Source organism: Brevundimonas sp. EU05-FHT14B11, assembly GCF_058790835.1.
In genome coordinates, this window is the sequence record NZ_JBYTCY010000002.1 from 693,013 (window position 1) to 710,226 (window position 17,214).

General features: G+C 69.3%; 16 protein-coding genes. 9 read left to right on the forward strand and 7 right to left on the reverse strand.

The genetic code is table 11. The annotated features are described in order from the left end of the window. Positions 1-113: 113 nt before the first annotated feature. Positions 114-353 carry a DUF2188 domain-containing protein gene (locus tag AC3WRV_RS10920; RefSeq protein ID WP_291838136.1) on the forward strand — a complete coding sequence of 80 codons (240 nt, stop codon included), beginning with the start codon at positions 114-116 and terminating at the stop codon, positions 351-353. Positions 354-585: 232 nt separating this feature from the next. Continuing rightward, the gene (locus AC3WRV_RS10925; RefSeq protein ID WP_492313254.1) at positions 586-2,721 is read left to right on the forward strand and encodes a glycoside hydrolase family 3 N-terminal domain-containing protein; all 2,136 of its coding nucleotides are present in this window, start codon (positions 586-588) and stop codon (positions 2,719-2,721) included. Here the strand turns inward: AC3WRV_RS10925 and AC3WRV_RS10930 are convergent. The 3 genes from AC3WRV_RS10930 to AC3WRV_RS10940 all read right to left on the reverse strand — a co-directional run bounded on the left by AC3WRV_RS10930 (position 2,718) and on the right by AC3WRV_RS10940 (position 5,580). Continuing rightward, the gene (locus tag AC3WRV_RS10930) at positions 2,718-3,065 is read right to left on the reverse strand and encodes an arsenate reductase (RefSeq protein ID WP_492313255.1); all 348 of its coding nucleotides are present in this window, start codon (positions 3,063-3,065) and stop codon (positions 2,718-2,720) included. The genes AC3WRV_RS10925 and AC3WRV_RS10930 overlap by 4 nt on opposite strands. 86 nt (positions 3,066-3,151) lie before the next feature. Beyond that, positions 3,152-4,075, reverse strand: a complete 924-nt coding sequence (locus AC3WRV_RS10935) for a patatin-like phospholipase family protein (RefSeq protein WP_492313256.1) — start codon at positions 4,073-4,075, stop codon at positions 3,152-3,154. Positions 4,076-4,659: 584 nt separating this feature from the next. After that, positions 4,660-5,580 (reverse strand): LysR substrate-binding domain-containing protein, encoded by a 921-nt coding sequence (locus AC3WRV_RS10940; RefSeq protein WP_492313257.1) that lies wholly within the window; start codon positions 5,578-5,580, stop codon positions 4,660-4,662. Between the two features lie 116 nt (positions 5,581-5,696). Here AC3WRV_RS10940 and AC3WRV_RS10945 point away from each other — a divergent pair, with 116 nt between their 5' ends. From AC3WRV_RS10945 to AC3WRV_RS10955, 3 genes are read left to right on the forward strand one after another with little or no spacing between them, the layout of a single operon-like run. Then, positions 5,697-6,569, forward strand: coding sequence for a pirin family protein (locus AC3WRV_RS10945; RefSeq protein ID WP_492313258.1), 873 nt, complete (start codon positions 5,697-5,699; stop codon positions 6,567-6,569). Positions 6,570-6,628: 59 nt separating this feature from the next. Further along, on the forward strand, positions 6,629-7,525 hold the full coding sequence (locus AC3WRV_RS10950) for a pirin family protein (RefSeq protein WP_492313259.1): 897 nt from the start codon (positions 6,629-6,631) through the stop codon (positions 7,523-7,525). A gap of 13 nt (positions 7,526-7,538) precedes the next feature. Further along, the gene (locus tag AC3WRV_RS10955; RefSeq protein WP_492313260.1) at positions 7,539-7,940 is read left to right on the forward strand and encodes an OsmC family protein; all 402 of its coding nucleotides are present in this window, start codon (positions 7,539-7,541) and stop codon (positions 7,938-7,940) included. Between the two features lie 13 nt (positions 7,941-7,953). Here AC3WRV_RS10955 and cysC read toward each other — a convergent pair whose 3' ends face one another. From cysC to gcvA, 4 genes are all read right to left on the reverse strand, one after another. Beyond that, positions 7,954-9,828 carry an adenylyl-sulfate kinase gene (cysC, locus tag AC3WRV_RS10960; RefSeq protein ID WP_492313261.1) on the reverse strand — a complete coding sequence of 625 codons (1,875 nt, stop codon included), beginning with the start codon at positions 9,826-9,828 and terminating at the stop codon, positions 7,954-7,956. Then, on the reverse strand, positions 9,828-10,793 hold the full coding sequence (cysD, locus tag AC3WRV_RS10965) for a sulfate adenylyltransferase subunit CysD (protein WP_492313262.1): 966 nt from the start codon (positions 10,791-10,793) through the stop codon (positions 9,828-9,830). Before cysD ends, cysC begins: the two co-directional genes overlap by 1 nt. Before the next feature lie 91 nt (positions 10,794-10,884). Further along, entirely contained in the window at positions 10,885-11,706 is an 822-nt protein-coding gene (locus AC3WRV_RS10970; protein ID WP_492313263.1) for a ferredoxin--NADP reductase, read from the reverse strand. A 97-nt stretch (positions 11,707-11,803) separates the two neighbouring features. Continuing rightward, positions 11,804-12,733 carry a transcriptional regulator GcvA gene (gcvA, locus tag AC3WRV_RS10975; protein ID WP_291836575.1) on the reverse strand — a complete coding sequence of 310 codons (930 nt, stop codon included), beginning with the start codon at positions 12,731-12,733 and terminating at the stop codon, positions 11,804-11,806. 112 nt (positions 12,734-12,845) lie between these two features. On the opposite strand from gcvA, the gene cysG reads away from it, so the two are divergent. The 4 genes from cysG to AC3WRV_RS10995 are packed head-to-tail and all read left to right on the forward strand — an operon-like array spanning position 12,846 to position 17,200. Further along, the gene (cysG, locus tag AC3WRV_RS10980; protein WP_492313264.1) at positions 12,846-14,207 is read left to right on the forward strand and encodes a siroheme synthase CysG; all 1,362 of its coding nucleotides are present in this window, start codon (positions 12,846-12,848) and stop codon (positions 14,205-14,207) included. Continuing rightward, positions 14,204-14,473, forward strand: a complete 270-nt coding sequence (locus AC3WRV_RS10985; protein WP_492313265.1) for a DUF2849 domain-containing protein — start codon at positions 14,204-14,206, stop codon at positions 14,471-14,473. Before cysG ends, AC3WRV_RS10985 begins: the two co-directional genes overlap by 4 nt. After that, complete coding sequence (locus AC3WRV_RS10990) at positions 14,473-16,140, forward strand: nitrite/sulfite reductase (RefSeq protein ID WP_492313266.1); 1,668 nt, start codon at positions 14,473-14,475, stop codon at positions 16,138-16,140. The genes AC3WRV_RS10985 and AC3WRV_RS10990 overlap by 1 nt, the downstream gene beginning before the upstream one ends. Then, entirely contained in the window at positions 16,127-17,200 is a 1,074-nt protein-coding gene (locus tag AC3WRV_RS10995) for a phosphoadenylyl-sulfate reductase (protein ID WP_492313267.1), read from the forward strand. Before AC3WRV_RS10990 ends, AC3WRV_RS10995 begins: the two co-directional genes overlap by 14 nt. Positions 17,201-17,214: the final 14 nt, after the last annotated feature.

The window sequence follows — 17,214 nt, forward strand, 5'->3', positions numbered from 1 at the left end:
GCGGTCAAGGTAGGCGACCCACGTGCGCCAACGTACGTTCCCGCAACCGCATCGTTACGGCCGCGTTGGCTGTCGCGACGTCAGACATCCCTCCCCCTGCCCGGAGTCCCGCCATGGTCCAGATCACCTATCGCATCGTCGAACACGACGGAGGCTGGGCCTACAAACTTGGGGACACCTATTCCGAGACCTACCCCGACCACGACTCGGCCCGCGCCGCCGCCGTGGCCGTGTCGCGCGAGCAAAAGGTGTCGGATGAGGACGCCTTCATCGAGTATGAAGACACCAACGGGCGCTGGATCACCGAACGGGCGGACGGGCACGACCGTCCTGACGCCGACGTCGAGGGCTGATCGGCCGCAACCGGTTGTGATCACTTCGGGGTAGGCGCGGCCCAGCATGGCCGTTAAGTCCTGCGCGAAATTTGATGGAACCGGTTACATGCATCACCGACTCGGCTCAGCACCGTCCCGTCGATGGCTTCTCGCCGGAGGCGCTCTTATGGCTGGAATGATGATGGCTCCCCGTATCGCTGCCGCTCAGGCGCAGGCAAATCTCTCCCGTGTCGACGCCCTGATCGCTCGCATGACGATCGAGGAAAAGGCCGGCCAACTGAACCTGATGAACGACCCGTTCCGCTGGCGGCCGGAGGGGGTCAACCCCGGCGACGCCCTAGACACGGACCAGTCCCAGACGGCCGCCGACATCCGCGCGGGCCGTATCGGCGCCCTGTTCAACGGCGTCGGCGCCGCGAGCACCCGCTATGTGCAGGACATGGCCGTGCGCGAGAGCCGGCTGGGCATCCCCCTGCTGTTCGCGGCCGACATCATCCATGGCCTGAAGACCACCTTCCCCGTGCCGCTGGGCGAGGCCGCCAGCTGGGACATGGACCTGGCCGAGCGCACCGCCCGCGCCGCGGCGGTCGAAGGCGGCGCTGCGGGCGTGCACCAGACCTACGCCCCCATGGTCGACGTGGCCCGCGACCAGCGCTGGGGCCGGGTCGTCGAGGGCGCCGGCGAGGACGTGCTGCTCAACAACATGTTCGCCGTGGCGCGGACCAAGGGCTTCCAGGGCGACGACCTGACCGCCTGGTCCTCGCTGCTGGCCACGCCCAAGCATTTTGCGGCCTACGGCGCCGCCGAAGCGGGCATGGACTACAACTCCACCGACATGAGCGAGCTGGCGCTGCGCTCCATCTACCTGCCGCCGTTCAAGGCCTCGCTCGATGCGGGCGCCCTGTCAGTGATGAGCGCCTTCAACGACCTGAACGGCGTGCCGACGAGCGGCAACAAATGGCTGTTGACCGACATTCTGCACGGCGAGTGGGGCTTCGCGGGCTTCGTGGTCTCCGACTACACCTCCGAGCAGGAGCTGGTGGCCCACGGCTACGCCGCCGACGGTCGCGACGCAGCGCGCCTGGCCCTGATGGCCGGCGTCGACATGTCGATGAAGAGCGGCCTGTTCCTCAAACACATCCCAGAACTGGTCCAGTCTGGCGACGTGCCGATCGAGCGCGTCGACCAGGCCGTGCGCCGGGTGCTGATGACCAAGGCCGCCCTGGGCCTGTTCGACGACCCCTATCGCGGCTCGGACGTGCGCACCGAGCGCCGCGTCACCGGCAGCCCGGAGCATCTGGCCCTCGCCCGTGAGGCCGGGCGCAAGTCGATCGTCATGCTGAAGAACGACGGCGGCGTCCTGCCCCTGCCCAAGACGGGCAAGCGCATCGCCCTGATCGGGCCGTTCGGGGCGGACAAGGCCGACATCTTCGGTCCGTGGTCGGTATTCAAGGACACCCGCCTGGCCGTGTCGCTGGAGGACGGCGTGCGCGCCGCTCTCGGCGAGGACGCGACCCTGACGGTGGTGAAGGGCTCGGATGTCGAGGCCCCGATCCCCGGCGGCATCGAGGCGGCGGTCACCGTCGCATCCGAGGCCGATGTGATCCTTCTGGCCGTCGGCGAGTCGAGCGAGATGTCGGCGGAATCCAAGTCGCGCGTCGACATCGGCATTCCCGCCGCCCAGCTGGCCCTGGCCGAGGCCGTCGCCGCCACGGGCAAGCCGGTGGTGGTCCTGCTGCGCAACGGGCGCGGCATGGAGCTGTCTGGCGCGATCCGCGACGCGCAGGCGATCCTGGTCACCTGGTTCCTGGGTTCTGAGACCGGCCACGCCGTCGCCGACGTGCTGTTCGGCGACCATGCCCCGGTCGGCCGCCTGCCGGTCAGCTTCCCCTACGCCTCGGGCCAGTCGCCCTTCTACTACGCCCACAAGTCGACCGGCCGCCCGTCGCGCCCGACCGACCGCGAGTTCACCTCGAAATTCCGCGAGGTCCCGCACGCGGCCCTCTATCCGTTCGGTCACGGCCTGAGCTACTCGCCGGTCAGCTATTCGCCGGTGAGCCTGTCGTCGCCGTCCGTGACCCGGGACGGGTCGGTCACAGCCTCGGTCACCCTGACCAACGGCGGCCGGCATGACGCCTCGGAAGTGGTGCAGCTCTACATCCGCGACCGCGTGGCCTCGATCACCCAGCCGGTGCGCCTGCTCAAGGCCTTCGAGCGGGTCACGGTCCCGGCGGGCGGCAGCGTGCAGGTTTCGATCCCCCTGCCCGCCTCGGACCTGTCATTCCTCGGCGCGGATCTGCGCCCGACCCTGGAGCCCGGCCTGTTCGACGTCTGGCTGGCCTCCAGCGCCCAGACGGGCGAGCCGGCGCAGCTCACGCTCGTCTAGCCGAATACGGCCGCATAGATCTCGGGCTTGAACCCCACGGTCGTGCGGCCGTCGACATCCAGCACCGGGCGTTTGATCATCGACGGATTGGCCAGCATCAGGCCGATGGCCTTGTCGGCGGTCAGGTCCGCCTTGTCCTCCGGCGGCAGAGCGCGGAAGGTCGTACCGGCGCGGTTCAGCACGATCTCCCAGCCGTGCGTCTCGACCCAGCCGCTCAACGTCTCACGGTCAATCCCGGCCTTCTTGTAGTCGTGGAAGGCGTAGGCGACGCCGTGCTGGTCCAGCCAGACGCGCGCCTTCTTGACCGTGTCGCAGTTGGGAATGCCGTAGAGCGTCGGGATCATGGTCTGGCCTCAAGCGTTTCAGCCGGGTCTGCCGCAGCCCGCCCTGGCCCGCAAGGCCCAGCCAAGCTGGAGGCAGCGGCCAGGGGCTAGCCGCCCGGCGGGGACGTGACCGCCGGGGCCGGCGGCGGCTCGTCGGTCAGCTCGGCGGCGGGCGTGACCCAGGCCTCTCCGGCCGCGGCGCGCGACCGGCCCAGTTCGAAGGTGCGGGTCATCGAGGCGTGATCGAATTTCAGGCTGGAGGCCTCCGCGTCGGCCGGGATGGACGCCACCCGGAAGGTCACACCATTGCGGGCCGCGAAGGCCGCGTTGGCCGCCAGGTGGGTGCGGGTGCTGGCCTTGCTCATGCTCTCGTAGGCGCGCGCCAGGATGGCCGACAGACGGCCGCGCACCACCTGGTTCGTACGACCGGTCTGGCCGTTGATCAGCACATAGATCGACGCCCGATCCGCGCCCGGCACCCGCTGGGCGCCCACCAGCAGGGTCTCGGGCACGCCCAGGAAGGGCATGTTGATGCCGCCGTCGGCGTGCATCTCCTCGACGATCTGGTCGCCCTGCAGGCCGGCGATCATCACCGGCGGAAACACGCCCGGGATGCTGGCCGACGCGATCAGCACCTCGCGGAACAGCACCAGGGCCTGCTCGTCTCCCTGGGTCGCCAGCTGTCCCATGTCCCAGACGATCGATTCCTGGCTGTCCAGATTGGTGGTCACGACCAGCAGGCGCCGTCCCTTGGCGTGCTCGGCGGCGATCTGGCGCAACAGCTCCGGCGTGACGTTCTGGTCGACCAGCCGCCGCAAAGGGGCGGCGCTGAACAGGCTCGGCCCCGTCAGCCCGGCCAGGGCGCGCGGGCTCAGCAGGCCGTCGGCGCCGCCATCGGTGTAGGCCGCGCGCAGCTCGTCGTCCCAGCCGGAGCCGAGGAAGGCGAAGGGCGCGGCCAGGGCGCCGGTGCTGATGCCGGTGACGATATCGAATTGCGGGCGAGTTCCCGTCTCGCTCCAGCCGACCAGCACGCCGCACCGAAGGCCCCGTTGGCCCCGCCTCCGGACAGGGCGAGCACGGCTCCGGTGGCGTGGGGCGAGGCCAGCCGCTGGGTGAACAGGGCGATGAGTTCGTTGACCCGGACCTGATCCCCGGGCCGGATGCGCGGGTCGACGGTGTACGACAGCGGCGCATTGAGCGTCCGCACCGGCAGGGGCTCAAGCCGCGCCACGGCGCCGCAACCCGACAGCAGGAACGCCCCCATCAGCGCGCCCGCCAGGGCTGGGCGCCACGCGGATGTCCGCCGCGGATCAACAGGGTCCTGGTTCATCTCTCTCTCCGCCACGCCCGATATTCGCCAACACAATCCGCAACCGCCACGGTTGTTGCGTGAAACCGAAAGGAACCGGCGCCCCGCGGCAGCCTCCACAGTGTTCAGGTGCGCGTCAGACCACTTTGGAGAACAGTCCGTCTTCAGGACCAGTCACGTCAATCTGATCGCTGGCTACTGGAGGGAACGAGGCGTCCATGACCCTGATCCTTCCCCCGTCCAGCCGCCCGCAACCTGTTGGCGGGCGCAGACGACCTACAAGGAAGGCCGCGAGGTGTGGCGCCGCTAAGGAAGACCTTCGTCGTGGAGGCGCTGGGCGGCGCACCCCTCGGCGAGGAAGTCCAACAGCAGGCGCACCGACGGCAACAGACCCCGCCGCGAGGGGAAGACCGCGTGGACGATCCAGCGCTTGGGCCGCCAGTCGGGGAAGAGGTCGATCAACCGCCCTTCCTCCAGGTCCCGCCCCACGGTGACAGTCGGCAGCAGGACGACGCCCAACCCCTGCAAGGCGCCCTCGTGCAGCATGTGCAGGTCGTCCGTCACCAGACGCGGCGCGTGGCGCACAGAGGCGGTCATTCCGTCCCTGTGGTGCAGGGCCCAGGTGTGATCGCGATTGGCCGGACCGAAGTCCAGACTGGGCCAGTCGGCTAGGTCCGCCGGACCGGACGGCGGCGGGAACCGCGCCATCAGTGTGGGCGAGGCCACCAGACGGTGCACGCTCTCATCCAGCTTGCGCATGACCAGGTCCGTCACCTCCAGCGGCGGCTCGCGCACGCGGATGGCCAGGTCGAAGCCCTCGCCGATGACGTCCACCCGACGGCTGGTGCTGTGCAGATGCACCTCGACCTCGGGATAGAGGGCCATGAAGCCGGCGATCAGTGCGCCCATCTGATAGGTCAGCAGCCCCGGCACGCACGCTACGCGGATCACCCCGCGCGGCTGCGCCGTGACGTTGTCGATCACCGCCTGGGCCGCCTCGGCCTCAACCAGCATGGCCAGGCAGTGCTGATAATAGGCCTGACCGATCTCGGTGACCGAGAATTTGCGGGATGAGCGGTGGATCAGCCGCGCCCCCAGCTGGTCCTCCAGCGCGGCGATGCGCCGGCTCAGCTTGGACTTCTGCATTCCCAAGGCCCGCGCTGCCGGGGCGAAGCCGCCGTGGTCCACCACCTGGACGAAGTAATAGAGGTCGTTGAGGTCTCGCATCGTTCTATTGATAGGACGCTTCGACGCGATTTCGCAATCTATCGCGGTCGGCGTTCCCGGATCATATCGGTCTCAACGCGGTCGGCCCGGTCCGATCGCTCCAAAGGAGACACGTCATGAAGAAGGTTCTGGGACGATACGGCAACGACCGCGGCCACTGGGTCGGCGACGGCTTTCCCGTGCGCTCACTGTTTTCCTATGACGCCGCGGGCAAGCAGGTCAGCCCCTTCCTGCTGCTCGACTACGCCGGTCCTCATAATTTCGAGCCGACCGACCAACGGCGCGGCGTCGGCCAACATCCCCACCGCGGCTTCGAGACCGTGACCATCGTCTATGACGGCGAGGTCGAGCACCGCGACTCCACGGGTCAGGGCGGCGTCATCGGCCCCGGCGACGTGCAGTGGATGACGGCGGGCGGCGGCATCCTGCACGAGGAGTTCCACTCGCCCGCCTTCGCGCGGACGGGCGGGCCGTTCCGCATGGTGCAGTTGTGGGTCAACCTGCCGGCCAGGGACAAGATGACCCGGCCCGGCTACCAGTCGATCCTGAACGCCGACATTCCGACCGTCGCCCTGCCTGAGGGCGCGGGCACGGCCCGGATCATCGCCGGCGCCATGGACGCGGCCAAAGGCCCGGCCAGCACCTTCACCCCCATCAATGTCTGGGACGTGAGGCTGAACCGGGACGCCGAGACGACGCTGGAACTGCCGGAAGGCCATACCGCCATCGTCGTGGTCCTGTCGGGTCACGTCACGGTCAACGGCGACCAGCCGACCGGCGCCGCCGAGGCCCTGCTGCTGGATCGCAAGGGCGACAGCGTCACCCTGAGCGCCGACGCGGACACCGTTCTGCTGGTCCTGACCGGCGAGCCGATCGATGAACCCATCGTCGGCTACGGCCCGTTCGTGATGAACAGCGAGCAGGAAATCCGCCAGGCGATCACGGACTTCAACAGCGGCCGCTTCGGGGCCATTCCCGCCATCGCCTGATCCCACCCTTGGCCCGGCTTCGGACCGGGCCGCACCGTCCCAACAGAGAAGGGTCTCCGATGATTGAGATGATAATCGACCAGCGCCGCAAGGATCTCGGCGGGTTCGAGGTGGGCCGCGTCCTGCCCTATGCGAAGCGCCGCGCGGTCGGCCCCTTCGTCTTCTTCGACCATATGGGTCCGGTCGACATGCCCGCCGGCGTGCCCAAGACTGTGGACGTGCGCCCCCACCCTCACATCGGCATCTCGACCCTGACCTACCTCTTCTCCGGCGAGATCACCCACCGCGACAGCCTGGGCGTCCAGCAGGACATCCGTCCGGCCGAGGTCAACTGGATGACCGCCGGCAGCGGCGTGACCCACTCCGAACGCTTCGAGCGCGCCCGCCGCGAAGGCGCCCTGCTGGAAGGCATCCAGGCCTGGGTCGCCCTGCCCGACGGTCAGGAAGAGATCGACCCCTCGTTCCAGCACGTGCCCACCGCGGACCTGCCGACCTGGCGCGAGAATGGGGTCAAGGGTCGCTTGGCGGCAGGCGAGACCATGGGCATGAAGGCCGGAGTCAGCACCTTCTCGCCCCTGCACTATCTGCATCTTGAGCTGGAGCCCGGCGCGCGCTTCCAGACCCCGACCGACCATTCCGAAAGCGCCGTCTATGTCGTCTCGGGCCTGATCGAGGTGGATGACGGCCGCCCGCTCGGCCATGGCCAGATGGCGGTGCTGGAGAAGGGCGTGGCCTCGGTTCTCTGCGCGCTGGAACCCTCGACCGTCATGGTGCTGGGAGGCGAGCCGGTCGGCGAACGCTTCATCGACTGGAATTTCGTCTCGTCGTCCAAGGACCGTATCGAACAGGCCAAGGCCGACTGGCGCGCCGGACGGATGAAGCTGCCCGACATGGACGACCAGGAGTTCATCCCCCTGCCGCCCGAACCGGCGCCTCCCGCCAACCCCATGTCCTGATCGGAACCGTCCCATGGCCATCGCCCACGCCCGTATCGGAACCGCCCGCTACCTGACCTCGATCAGGACAGGCGGCGACCTGAAGCACGCCCTGACCGCCGACGAGCCCGACCGTCTGGGCGGCGCGGACGCCGGTCCCGCCCCGTTCGACCTGCTGGTCTCGGCGCTCGGCGCTTGCACCGCCATTACCCTGACCATGTATGCCGAGAAGAAGGGCTGGCCGCTGGAGGGACTGGACGTCCGTCTGGAATATCTGGGCGGCGAGACCCCGCCGCGCATCGAGCGGATACTGGTTCCCGCCGGTCCGCTGGACGACGCCCAGCGCGCGCGCCTCGCTGACGTGGCCGAACGCACCCCGGTGACGCTGGCGATCAAGAACGGCGTGCCGGTGCACACCACCCTGCGATCCGGCTGAAAAGCCGCAGGCGTCAGGCGGTCGGGATCCACCGGCGATCTTCGAGCAGCCCCAGGATCCGGTCGGCGGCCGCTTCGGGTGTGAGCGCGAGTGTGTCGACGACCAGGTCCGGATCGGACGGCGGTTCGTAGGACGAGCCGACGCCGGTCAGGTCGACGATAACGCCCGCGTCGGCCCGGGCATACAGGCCCTTGGGGTCGCGCGCGCGGCAAGCGTCCAGAGGCGCGTCGACGAAGATTTCGAGGAAACCGTTCGTGGGCAGACGGTCACGAACGGCCCGGCGCGCGGTGATGCTGGGCGAAACGAAGGCGCACAGACTGATGACGCCGCCCTCGGCGAACAGGCGCGCCACCTCCCCGGCGCGGCGGACGTTCTCGGCTCGATCCTCCGGTGAGAAGCCGAGATCCCGGTTCAGGCCGTGGCGCAGATTGTCTCCGTCCAGCAGGACCGTCCGTATGCCCCGCCCATGCAGCTTGCGCTCCAGGGCCGTGGCGATGGTCGACTTGCCCGAGCCGGGCAGCCCGGTCAGCCAGATCGCGCCGCCTTCGTGGCCGTTCAGCCGCGACCGGTCGCGCCGCGAGACGGCCTCGGCGGTGGGATAGATGTGTCCGGCCTGGCCCAGCGCGACCCGGGCCACCCCGGCCGCCGCGACGGCGCCGGTCTCCCGGTCGATCAGGACGAAGGCCCCCATGGCGGGATCGTCCGCAAACGGATCGAAAGCGATCGGCGACGACAGCGTCAGTTCCGCGGCGGCGATCTCGTTCAGGTTCAGCCCCGCATTGTCGCCCGCTTCGGCCTCGGCCAGCACGACCTTGACCGGCGAGATCCGGCCTCCGATGCGGATCCTGTAGGCGCGATCGGACGCAAAGGGCCGGTCGCCCATCCACAGCAGGCTGGCCGAGAACCGGTCCACCGAGGTCGGCCGAGCGTGCGGCAGCGCCAGGACATCGCCGCGGGCCACGTCGACCTCTTCCTTCAGCACCACGGTCACCGCGTCCCCGGCCTCGGCAGAGGTCCGGTCGCCTTCCCAGGTCACGATGCGCGCCACGGTCGCCGTCTTGCCTGACGGACTGACCACGATCTGGTCGCCGGCGCGGACCCGCCCGGAGGCCACCGTTCCCGCATAGCCGCGGAAGGTGTGGTCGGGGCGATTGACGTACTGCACCAGGAAGCGGAGCGGCCGCGACACGCGGTTGTCCTCGACCGGCAGACCTTCAAGCGTCTCGATCAGCGTCGGCCCGTCGAACCACGACAGTTCAGGCGAGCGCCGGACGACATTGTCGCCCTGCCGCGCGCTGATCGGCACGGCGGCGACCGACCGGAAGGCCAGGCCCGCCGCGAAGGCGGCGTAGTCGGAGGCGATGGCTTCGAAAACCGAGCGGTCGTAGTCGACCAGATCGATCTTGTTCACCGCCAGGATGACGTGCCGGATTCCGAACAGGGAGACGATGCGGCTGTGGCGCTCGGTCTGGGCCGTGACGCCCCGGGTCGCATCGACCAGAATGACGGCCGCGTCGCAGCCGGACGCGCCAGTCGCCATGTTGCGGGTGTACTGCTCATGACCGGGGGTGTCGGCGACGATGAAGTTGCGGCGCGCCGTCGAGAAATAGCGGTGGGCCACGTCGATGGTGATGCCCTGTTCGCGTTCCGCCTCAAGGCCGTCCAGCAGCAGTGCGAAATCCAGGGCGTCGCCCGCCGTGCCGAAGCGGCGGCTGTCGCGCTCAAGCGCGGCGAGCTGGTCGTCCGCGACCTGGCCGGTGTCATGCAGCAGGCGGCCGATCAGGGTGGACTTGCCATCATCGACCGAGCCGCAGGTCAGGAACCGCAGATGGTCGCGGGCCGCGGGATCGGGAACGGTCCCGGACAGGGGCACGATTTCACCGTCCATCAGAAATAGCCCTCGCGCTTCTTGCGCTCCATCGAGGCGGTCTCGTCCGCGTCGATCAGCCGGCCCTGACGCTCGGAGGCGCGGCTGGACCGCAGTTCCGCGATGACGGAATCGATATCGTCGGCGTCCGACTCGACAGCCGCCGAGAGCGGGTAGCAGCCGAGCGAACGGAAGCGCACGCGGCGCAGGCGCGGAACCTCGCCGGCCCGCAACGGCAGGCGTTCATCGTCGCGCACGATCAGCGCGCCGTCGCGCTCGACGACCGGCCGTAGGGCGGAAAAATAGAGCGGCACGACCGGGATGGCCTCGATCCGCGTGTATTCCCAGACGTCGAGCTCGGTCCAGTTCGACAGGGGGAAGACCCGCAGGGATTCGCCGGGCTGGAGGGCTGAGTTCCACAGCTTCCAAAGCTCGGGTTTCTGACGACGCGGATCCCAGGTGTGGTCGGGGCCGCGCACCGAGAAGATGCGTTCCTTGGCGCGACTCTTCTCCTCGTCGCGCCGGGCGCCGCCGAAGGCCACGTCGAAGCCGTGCTGGTCCAGCGCCTGCTTGAGGGCGTCGGTCTTCATGACCTGAGTGTGCAGCGACGAGCCCGAGGCGACGGGACTGACGCCGCGCTTCACGCCGTCCTGGTTGATGTGGACGATCAGGCGGGCGCCGTAGGTTTCGGCGACCGTATCGCGATGCCGGATCATGTCGCGGAACTTCCAGGTCGTATCGACGTGGAGCAGCGGGAACGGCGGCGGAGCCGGATAGAAGGCCTTGGCGGCGAGGTGCAGCAGCACGCCGGAGTCCTTTCCGATCGAATACAGCATCACCGGATTGCGCGCGGTGGCGGCGACCTCCCGGAAGATCTCGATGGCTTCCGCTTCCAGACGCCGCAGGTGGGGCGACAGCCGCCCGATCGGCGCCACGGGCGCGGTCGGCGTGTTGGAAGGACGGACGAGTGGTGCGGCAAGGGTCATGGAAGCCTCGTGGATGCCCTACCCAAACTCCACCCGCGCGGCTCAGGTCGAACGATTTGATCTGGGTGAAGTCGATAGATTTTCTTACAGGTCACCCGACGAAGGCCCGCTCCAAGACATAGTCGCCGGGGGCCGCGTTCGAACCTTCCGTGAAACCCGCCCGCTCCAGCAGGGTCGCCACGTCGCGGATCATGGTCGTCGATCCGCACAGCATCGCGCGGTCGGTCGCGGGGTCGAATCCGGAGCCGAGATCCAGATCGGAGAACAGGGCGCCGTCCTCGATCCGACGGGTGATCCGTCCTGGCCGATCGAACGGTTCGCGCGTGACGGTGGGGTAGTAGAGCAGCCGTCCCAGGGCGAGGTCGCCGATCAGAGGATCTTCGAAGACATCGCGTGTCAGGAAGGTCCGATAGGCCAGGTCCTGCACCTGCCGGACGGTGTGGGTCACGACGACCTGGTCGAACCGCGCCCAGGTCTCCGGATCGCGCAGTACGCTCAACCAGGGGGCCAGTCCGGTCCCGCTGGCGATCAGGAACAGTCGCCGACCGGGGGTCAGGGCGTCCAGCACCAGGGTGCCCGTGGGCTTCTTGCCCAGCAGGACGCCATCTCCAGCGGCCAGCCGGCCGAGCCGCGACGTCAGCGGGCCGTCCGGAACCTGGATGGAGAAGAACTCAAGCTCGTCCGACCAGCCCGGACTGGCGATCGAATAGGCCCGGAGCGTCGGCTTGCCCGCGCCGTCTTCTGCCGGGAGCCCCAGCATGGCGAACTCGCCCGAGCGGAACCGGAAACTCTCGGGCCGCTCGACGGCGAAGCTGAACAACCGGTCGGTCCAGCGCCGCGTCCACAGGATGCGGGGCTCGTGCCAGGCGGAGGCCTGGGCGGCGGGACGGACGGGCGCAAGGGTTTCGGTCATGGCGATCCTTCAGGCGGGACCTCGCCCATAGGAGACTGCGCCGCCGCAGCGCGAACGACTTCTTCTGCCGCCATCGGGCAGAAAAACTGCGACCGCCCTAGAGCTGATCCAGGCCGGTGTCGTGGAACGCCGCCTGCTTCTTCAGCCAATCCGTGAAGGCCTTGGCGCTCGGGGACAACGGCCGATCCTTCGGATGCACCACGTGATAGGCGAAGCCGACGACAGCGCCGCCGTCGTGGAAAGGCGCGATCAGGCGTCCGGCCGCCAGGTCCGCCTGGGCCAGGGTGCGCTTGGCCAGGGCGACGCCACGGCCCGCGACCGCCGCCTCGATCAGCATGGCGGATTGGTTGAACCGGGAGCCCCGCCGCGCGTCGCCGTGGCGAACCCCGCGCGCCATCAGCCACATCGGCCAGTCCGGCCGGCCGGGATCCCCGTCGCCCGACATGTCGTGCAGCAGCACATGGTGGGCCAGGTCCGCCGGCGTCCGGATCGCGTTCGGCCGCTGCATCAGCGACGGCGCGCAGACCGGAAGGACGCTCTCGATCAGCAGCCGTTCGGCCACGTGGCCCGGGTAATCTCCAGGGCCGTAGCGGATCGCCAGGTCGATCTGCCCTTGGTCGAACGCGACCGGCTCCATATCCGCCGACACCCACACCTCGATCTCGGGATGAAGCGCGTGGAAGTCGTCCATGCGGGGCATCAGCCATTTGGAGGCGAACGAAGGCGCGACGCTGATCGAGACCTGGCGGCGGCGCGGCGGCTCCCGCATCAGGGCCGAGGCGTCGCGCAGCCGGTCCAGCCCCTCGGCCACCAGCGGCGCCGACGAGCGGCCCAGATCGGTCAGTTGCAATCCCTTGGCTTCGCGCTTGAACAGCGGAGCGCGAATGATCTCCTCGAGCTGCCGGATCTGCTGGCTGACGGCGCCGGGGGTGACCGCCAGCTCCTCAGCCGCGCGCGAGAAGCTCAGGTGCCGGGCGGCGCTTTCGAAGACGCGCAGGGCGTTCAGGGGTAACAGGGTTCGGGCCATCACTGATAGAAAACCTAATAGATCGACAAAGACAATCTCGTTTGTTGCGCATCACCGCCGGACCTAGGGCTGGGGTGGAAGCTCGGCCGTCAGAGAGCCGTGAAATGATCCGATGCGCGTATTCCTCGCCTCCATTCCCCTGCCGGGGACCTCGATCGTCCTGATTGGCGCGGGCGACGCCGCCGCCGCCAAGGCGCGGCTGTTTGACGGCTCCGGGGCGAAGCTGCGCTGGTTCGCGGGACCGACCGCGGAGCCTGACGAGGCGTGGATCGCGCGCTGGCCGGAGGCGGCGGACCTGTCCGGCGCCAGACTGATCTTCATCGCCGTCGCCGACCCGGCGCAGTCGCGCGCCCTCGCCGAGCTGGCGCGGGCGTCCGGCGCCCAGGTCAATGTCGTGGATCAGCCCGGATTGAGCGACTTCCACACCCCCGCCCTGATCGACCGGGACGGGGTGGTGGTCGGGATCGCCACCGGCGGTGCGGCGCCGGTCCTGGCCCGCGAAGTGCGCGCCCGCGTCGAAGCGGCCCTGCCCCCGGGCCTGGATCGTCTGGCCCGCCTGGCCGAAGGCCTGCGCGAAACAGTGATGGCGACCCTGCCGGACTTCATGGCCCGCCGCCGGTTCTGGGAGACCGCCTTCCGCGGCGCGCCCCGGGACCTGGCGCTGGCCGGCCGGACCGCTGAGGCGCGCCGCGAGATGCTACGCCTGCTGAACCGCCCAGAACAGCCGCAGGGGGTCGTGCATCTGGTCGGCGCCGGACCGGGCGATCCCGAGTTGTTGACGCTCAAGGCGCTGCGCGCGCTGCAGGACGCCGACATCGTCATCCACGACCGTCTGGCGCCGCCCGCTGTTCTGGACCGCGCGCGCCGCGATGCGCGCCGGATCTACGTCGGCAAGAGACGCGGCGAGCATTCCGTGCCGCAGGAACAGATCGCGGCGCTGATGATCGCTGAAGCGAAAGCCGGGCACCGCGTGGTGCGGCTGAAGGGTGGCGATCCGTTCGTATTCGGCCGCGGCGGCGAGGAGCTGGAGGCCGTGCGGGCCGCGGGGATCGAGGTCGTCGTCGTGCCGGGAATCACCGCCGCCCTGGGGTGCGCGGCGGCCGCGGGCATTCCGCTGACGCATCGCGACCAGGCGCAGGCCGTCAGCTTCGTGACCGCCGAGACCCGACCCGGCGGCGCCGGGCCCGACTGGACCGCCCTCGCCACCCCCAACCACACGCTCGCCGTCTATATGGGCGTAGCCGGAGCGGCGGCGGTGCAGGCCGGCCTGATCCAAGCCGGCCGGGCGCCGGACACGCCGGTCGCGGTGATCGAGAACGGGTCCCGGCCCGATCAGCGCGTCGTCACGGGCCGGCTCGACGACCTCGCCCGCCTGGTGGCCCGCGAGAAAGTCGTCAGCCCTGCCCTCCTGATCGTCGGTGAAGTCGCAGCCTGGGCACGTTCCGGCGCGACGGCGCGGGAGGTCGCGGCATGAAGATCGTGACCGCCAACCGCCTCTCCGACGGGCGGGTGATCTACGCCGATGCGTCGGGAGAACCCGTCGGGGCGCTCGACCAGGCCGGCCGGTTCGACGGCGAAGCCGCCGACCTCGCCCTGTCGCAGGCGGCGCTCCAGCCCGCGATCTACGTCAATCCCTATCTGGTCGAAGTCGATGACGGTCGCCCCTCAGGCCGCGACCGGTTCAAGGAGCTGATCCGCTCGAAGGGTCCCACCGTGGGCCACAGTCTGGAGCAGCTCTGATGTACCGCTACGACGAATTCGACACCGCCATTGTTCGCGAACGGATCGAAGAGTTCCGGGACCAGGTCTCGCGCCGGGTCTCGGGAGGTCTGACCGAGGACGAGTTCAAGCCCCTGCGCCTGATGAACGGCGTCTACCTGCAGCTGCACGCCTACATGCTGCGCGTCGCGGTGCCATACGGGACGATGAACAGCGGCCAGCTGCGTCGCCTGGCCCGCATCGCGCGGGTCTATGACAAGGGCTACGGCCATTTCACGACCCGCACCAACATCCAGTACAACTGGCCGGCGCTCAGCGACATTCCTGCGATCCTGTCGGAGCTGGCCGAGGTCGAGATGCACGCCATCCAGACTTCGGGGAACTGCATCCGCAACGTGACCACCGACGTCTTCGCCGGCTGCGCGGACGACGAGATCGAGGATCCCCGCCCGTGGTGCGAGATTCTGCGCCAGTGGTCGACCATCCATCCCGAATTCTCGTTCCTGCCGCGCAAGTTCAAGATCGCGGTGATCGCGGCCCCGAAGGATCGGGCCGCCATGCGCACTCACGACGTCGGCCTTCAGCTGATCCGGGGCGAGGACGGACAGGCGGCCTTCCGGGTGTTCGTGGGCGGCGGCCAGGGCCGGATCCCGCATATCGCGCAAGAGATCGCGCCGGCGGTGCCGGGCCGGGACCTGCTGGCCTATCTCACGGCCATTCTCCGCGCCTGGAACCTGCTGGGCCGCCGCGACAACATCCACAAGGCGCGGATCAAGATCCTGGTGGCCTCCCTCGGCATCGACACCTTCCGCGAGGAGGTCGAGCGGCATTTCGCCACCCTGCGCCGCGAGGATCTGCGGGTGCCGGAAGAAGAGGTCGCCCGCATCCGCGCCTATTTCGCGCCGCCGCCGTTCGCAGACCTGCCGAGGACCAGCGGAGCCTTCGACCGGGCGAGCCTGGCGGATCCCGACTTCGCCCGTTTCGCGCGCAACAACATCCGGCGCCACCGGAAGCCGGGCTATGCGACCCTTATCGTCTCGCTGAAACCGCAGGGCGGCGTTCCAGGCGACATCACCGCCGACCAGATGGATCTGGTCGCGGACCTCGCCGAACGCTTCTCCTTCGACGAGGTGCGCGCCGCCTATGAGCAGAACCTGGTCCTGCCCCATGTCCGCCTGGACGACACGCCGGAAATCTGGCGGCGGCTGACCGGCGCCGGACTGGCGACTCCGAACGCGGACCTGGTGACGGACATCATCGCCTGCCCCGGCCTGGACTACTGCAGCCTGGCCAACGCCCGGTCGATCCCTGTCGCCCAGGCCCTGTCCGAACAGCTCGCCGATCTCGACTACCAGGAACGGCTGGGGCCGGTCCGGGTCAATATGAGCGGCTGCATCAACGCCTGCGGCCACCACCACGTCGGCCACATCGGCGTGCTGGGCGTCGATCGGAAGGGCGAGGAGTACTACCAGATCACCGTCGGCGGTTCGGCGGATGAGCAGGCCGCGCTGGGCGAAATCGTCGGCCGCAGCCTGGCCGCCGACGACGTCGCGCCGGCGCTCAAGCGGGCTCTGGACCGCTATCTCGAGGTCCGCCGCGAGGGCGAGACCTTCCTGGACGCCGTTCGCCGCCTGGGCGCCGATCCGTTCCGCGACGCCATCTATGGAACGCTCGATGCAGTGGCTTGATACAGCTCCCGAGGGCGTGCGGCTGCCCGTGACGACGCCCCTTGAACAAGTCGAGGCGGCGGCGCGGGACGCCGAAGTCCTCATCCTGGAATTCGACGCCTTTCGCGATGGGCGAGGCTTCTCCCTGGCCGCGGTCCTGCGTGAGCGCGGCTATCGCGGGCGGTTGATCGCGGAAGGCCGCGTCATTCCCGACCAGGCCCGTCACCTGCGCCGCTCCGGCTTCGACGGCGTGGTCCTGGGGCCCGGCGCGGACCTCGACGCCTGGAGGCGGATGGACGCCGCGTTCAGCGCGACCTACCAGCCCGTGGAAGACAGCGCGGTCCCGATCTGGCGACGCCGGAAACCCGCATCGCAGGACCTCGAAGCTCTTGTCGGGACACTCGACCGCGCAACGCGCAAGGGCGGCGCCGAACACGTTCTTCAGGCGGCGTTGGCCCCGTCCCTCGGGTTGAAGCCCGCCGTCCTGTCGTCGTTCGGCGCCGAGGCCGGAGTGCTGCTGTCGCTGGTCGCGCGGATCGACCTGTCGATCCCTGTGATCTTCCTCGATACCGGGATGCATTTCCTCCAGACCCTGGCCTACCGAAAGGCCCTGTCGGAGCGCCTCGGCCTGACCGATGTCCGGCTGGTGACGCCCGACGCGGGCGAGCGCGCCGACCGCGATCCCCGCGACGACCTGTGGCGCGCCGATCCCGACGCCTGCTGCGACCTGCGCAAGGTGGCCCCGCTGGAGCGGGCGCTGGCCGGCGTCGACATCCTGATCACCGGCCGCAAGGCGTTTCAGACCCCGGATCGGCGGGGCCTGCGCCCCTTCGAGCTGTTCGAAGGCCGCATCCGGGTCAACCCGCTGCACGACTGGTCGGAGGAGCGGCTCGCGGCGTGGCTCGACGCCCAGGACCTGCCGAGGCATCCGCTCAGCGCCCACGGCTACCGGTCGATCGGCTGTTGGCCCTGCACCCAAGCCGTCGAGGCCGGCGAGGACGGTCGTCTCGGCCGCTGGGCCGGAGCCGCAAAGACCGAATGCGGTATACATCTGGGTCGCCGCGCGCTCCCGGTCGGCTGATTTCCCCGCCTCCT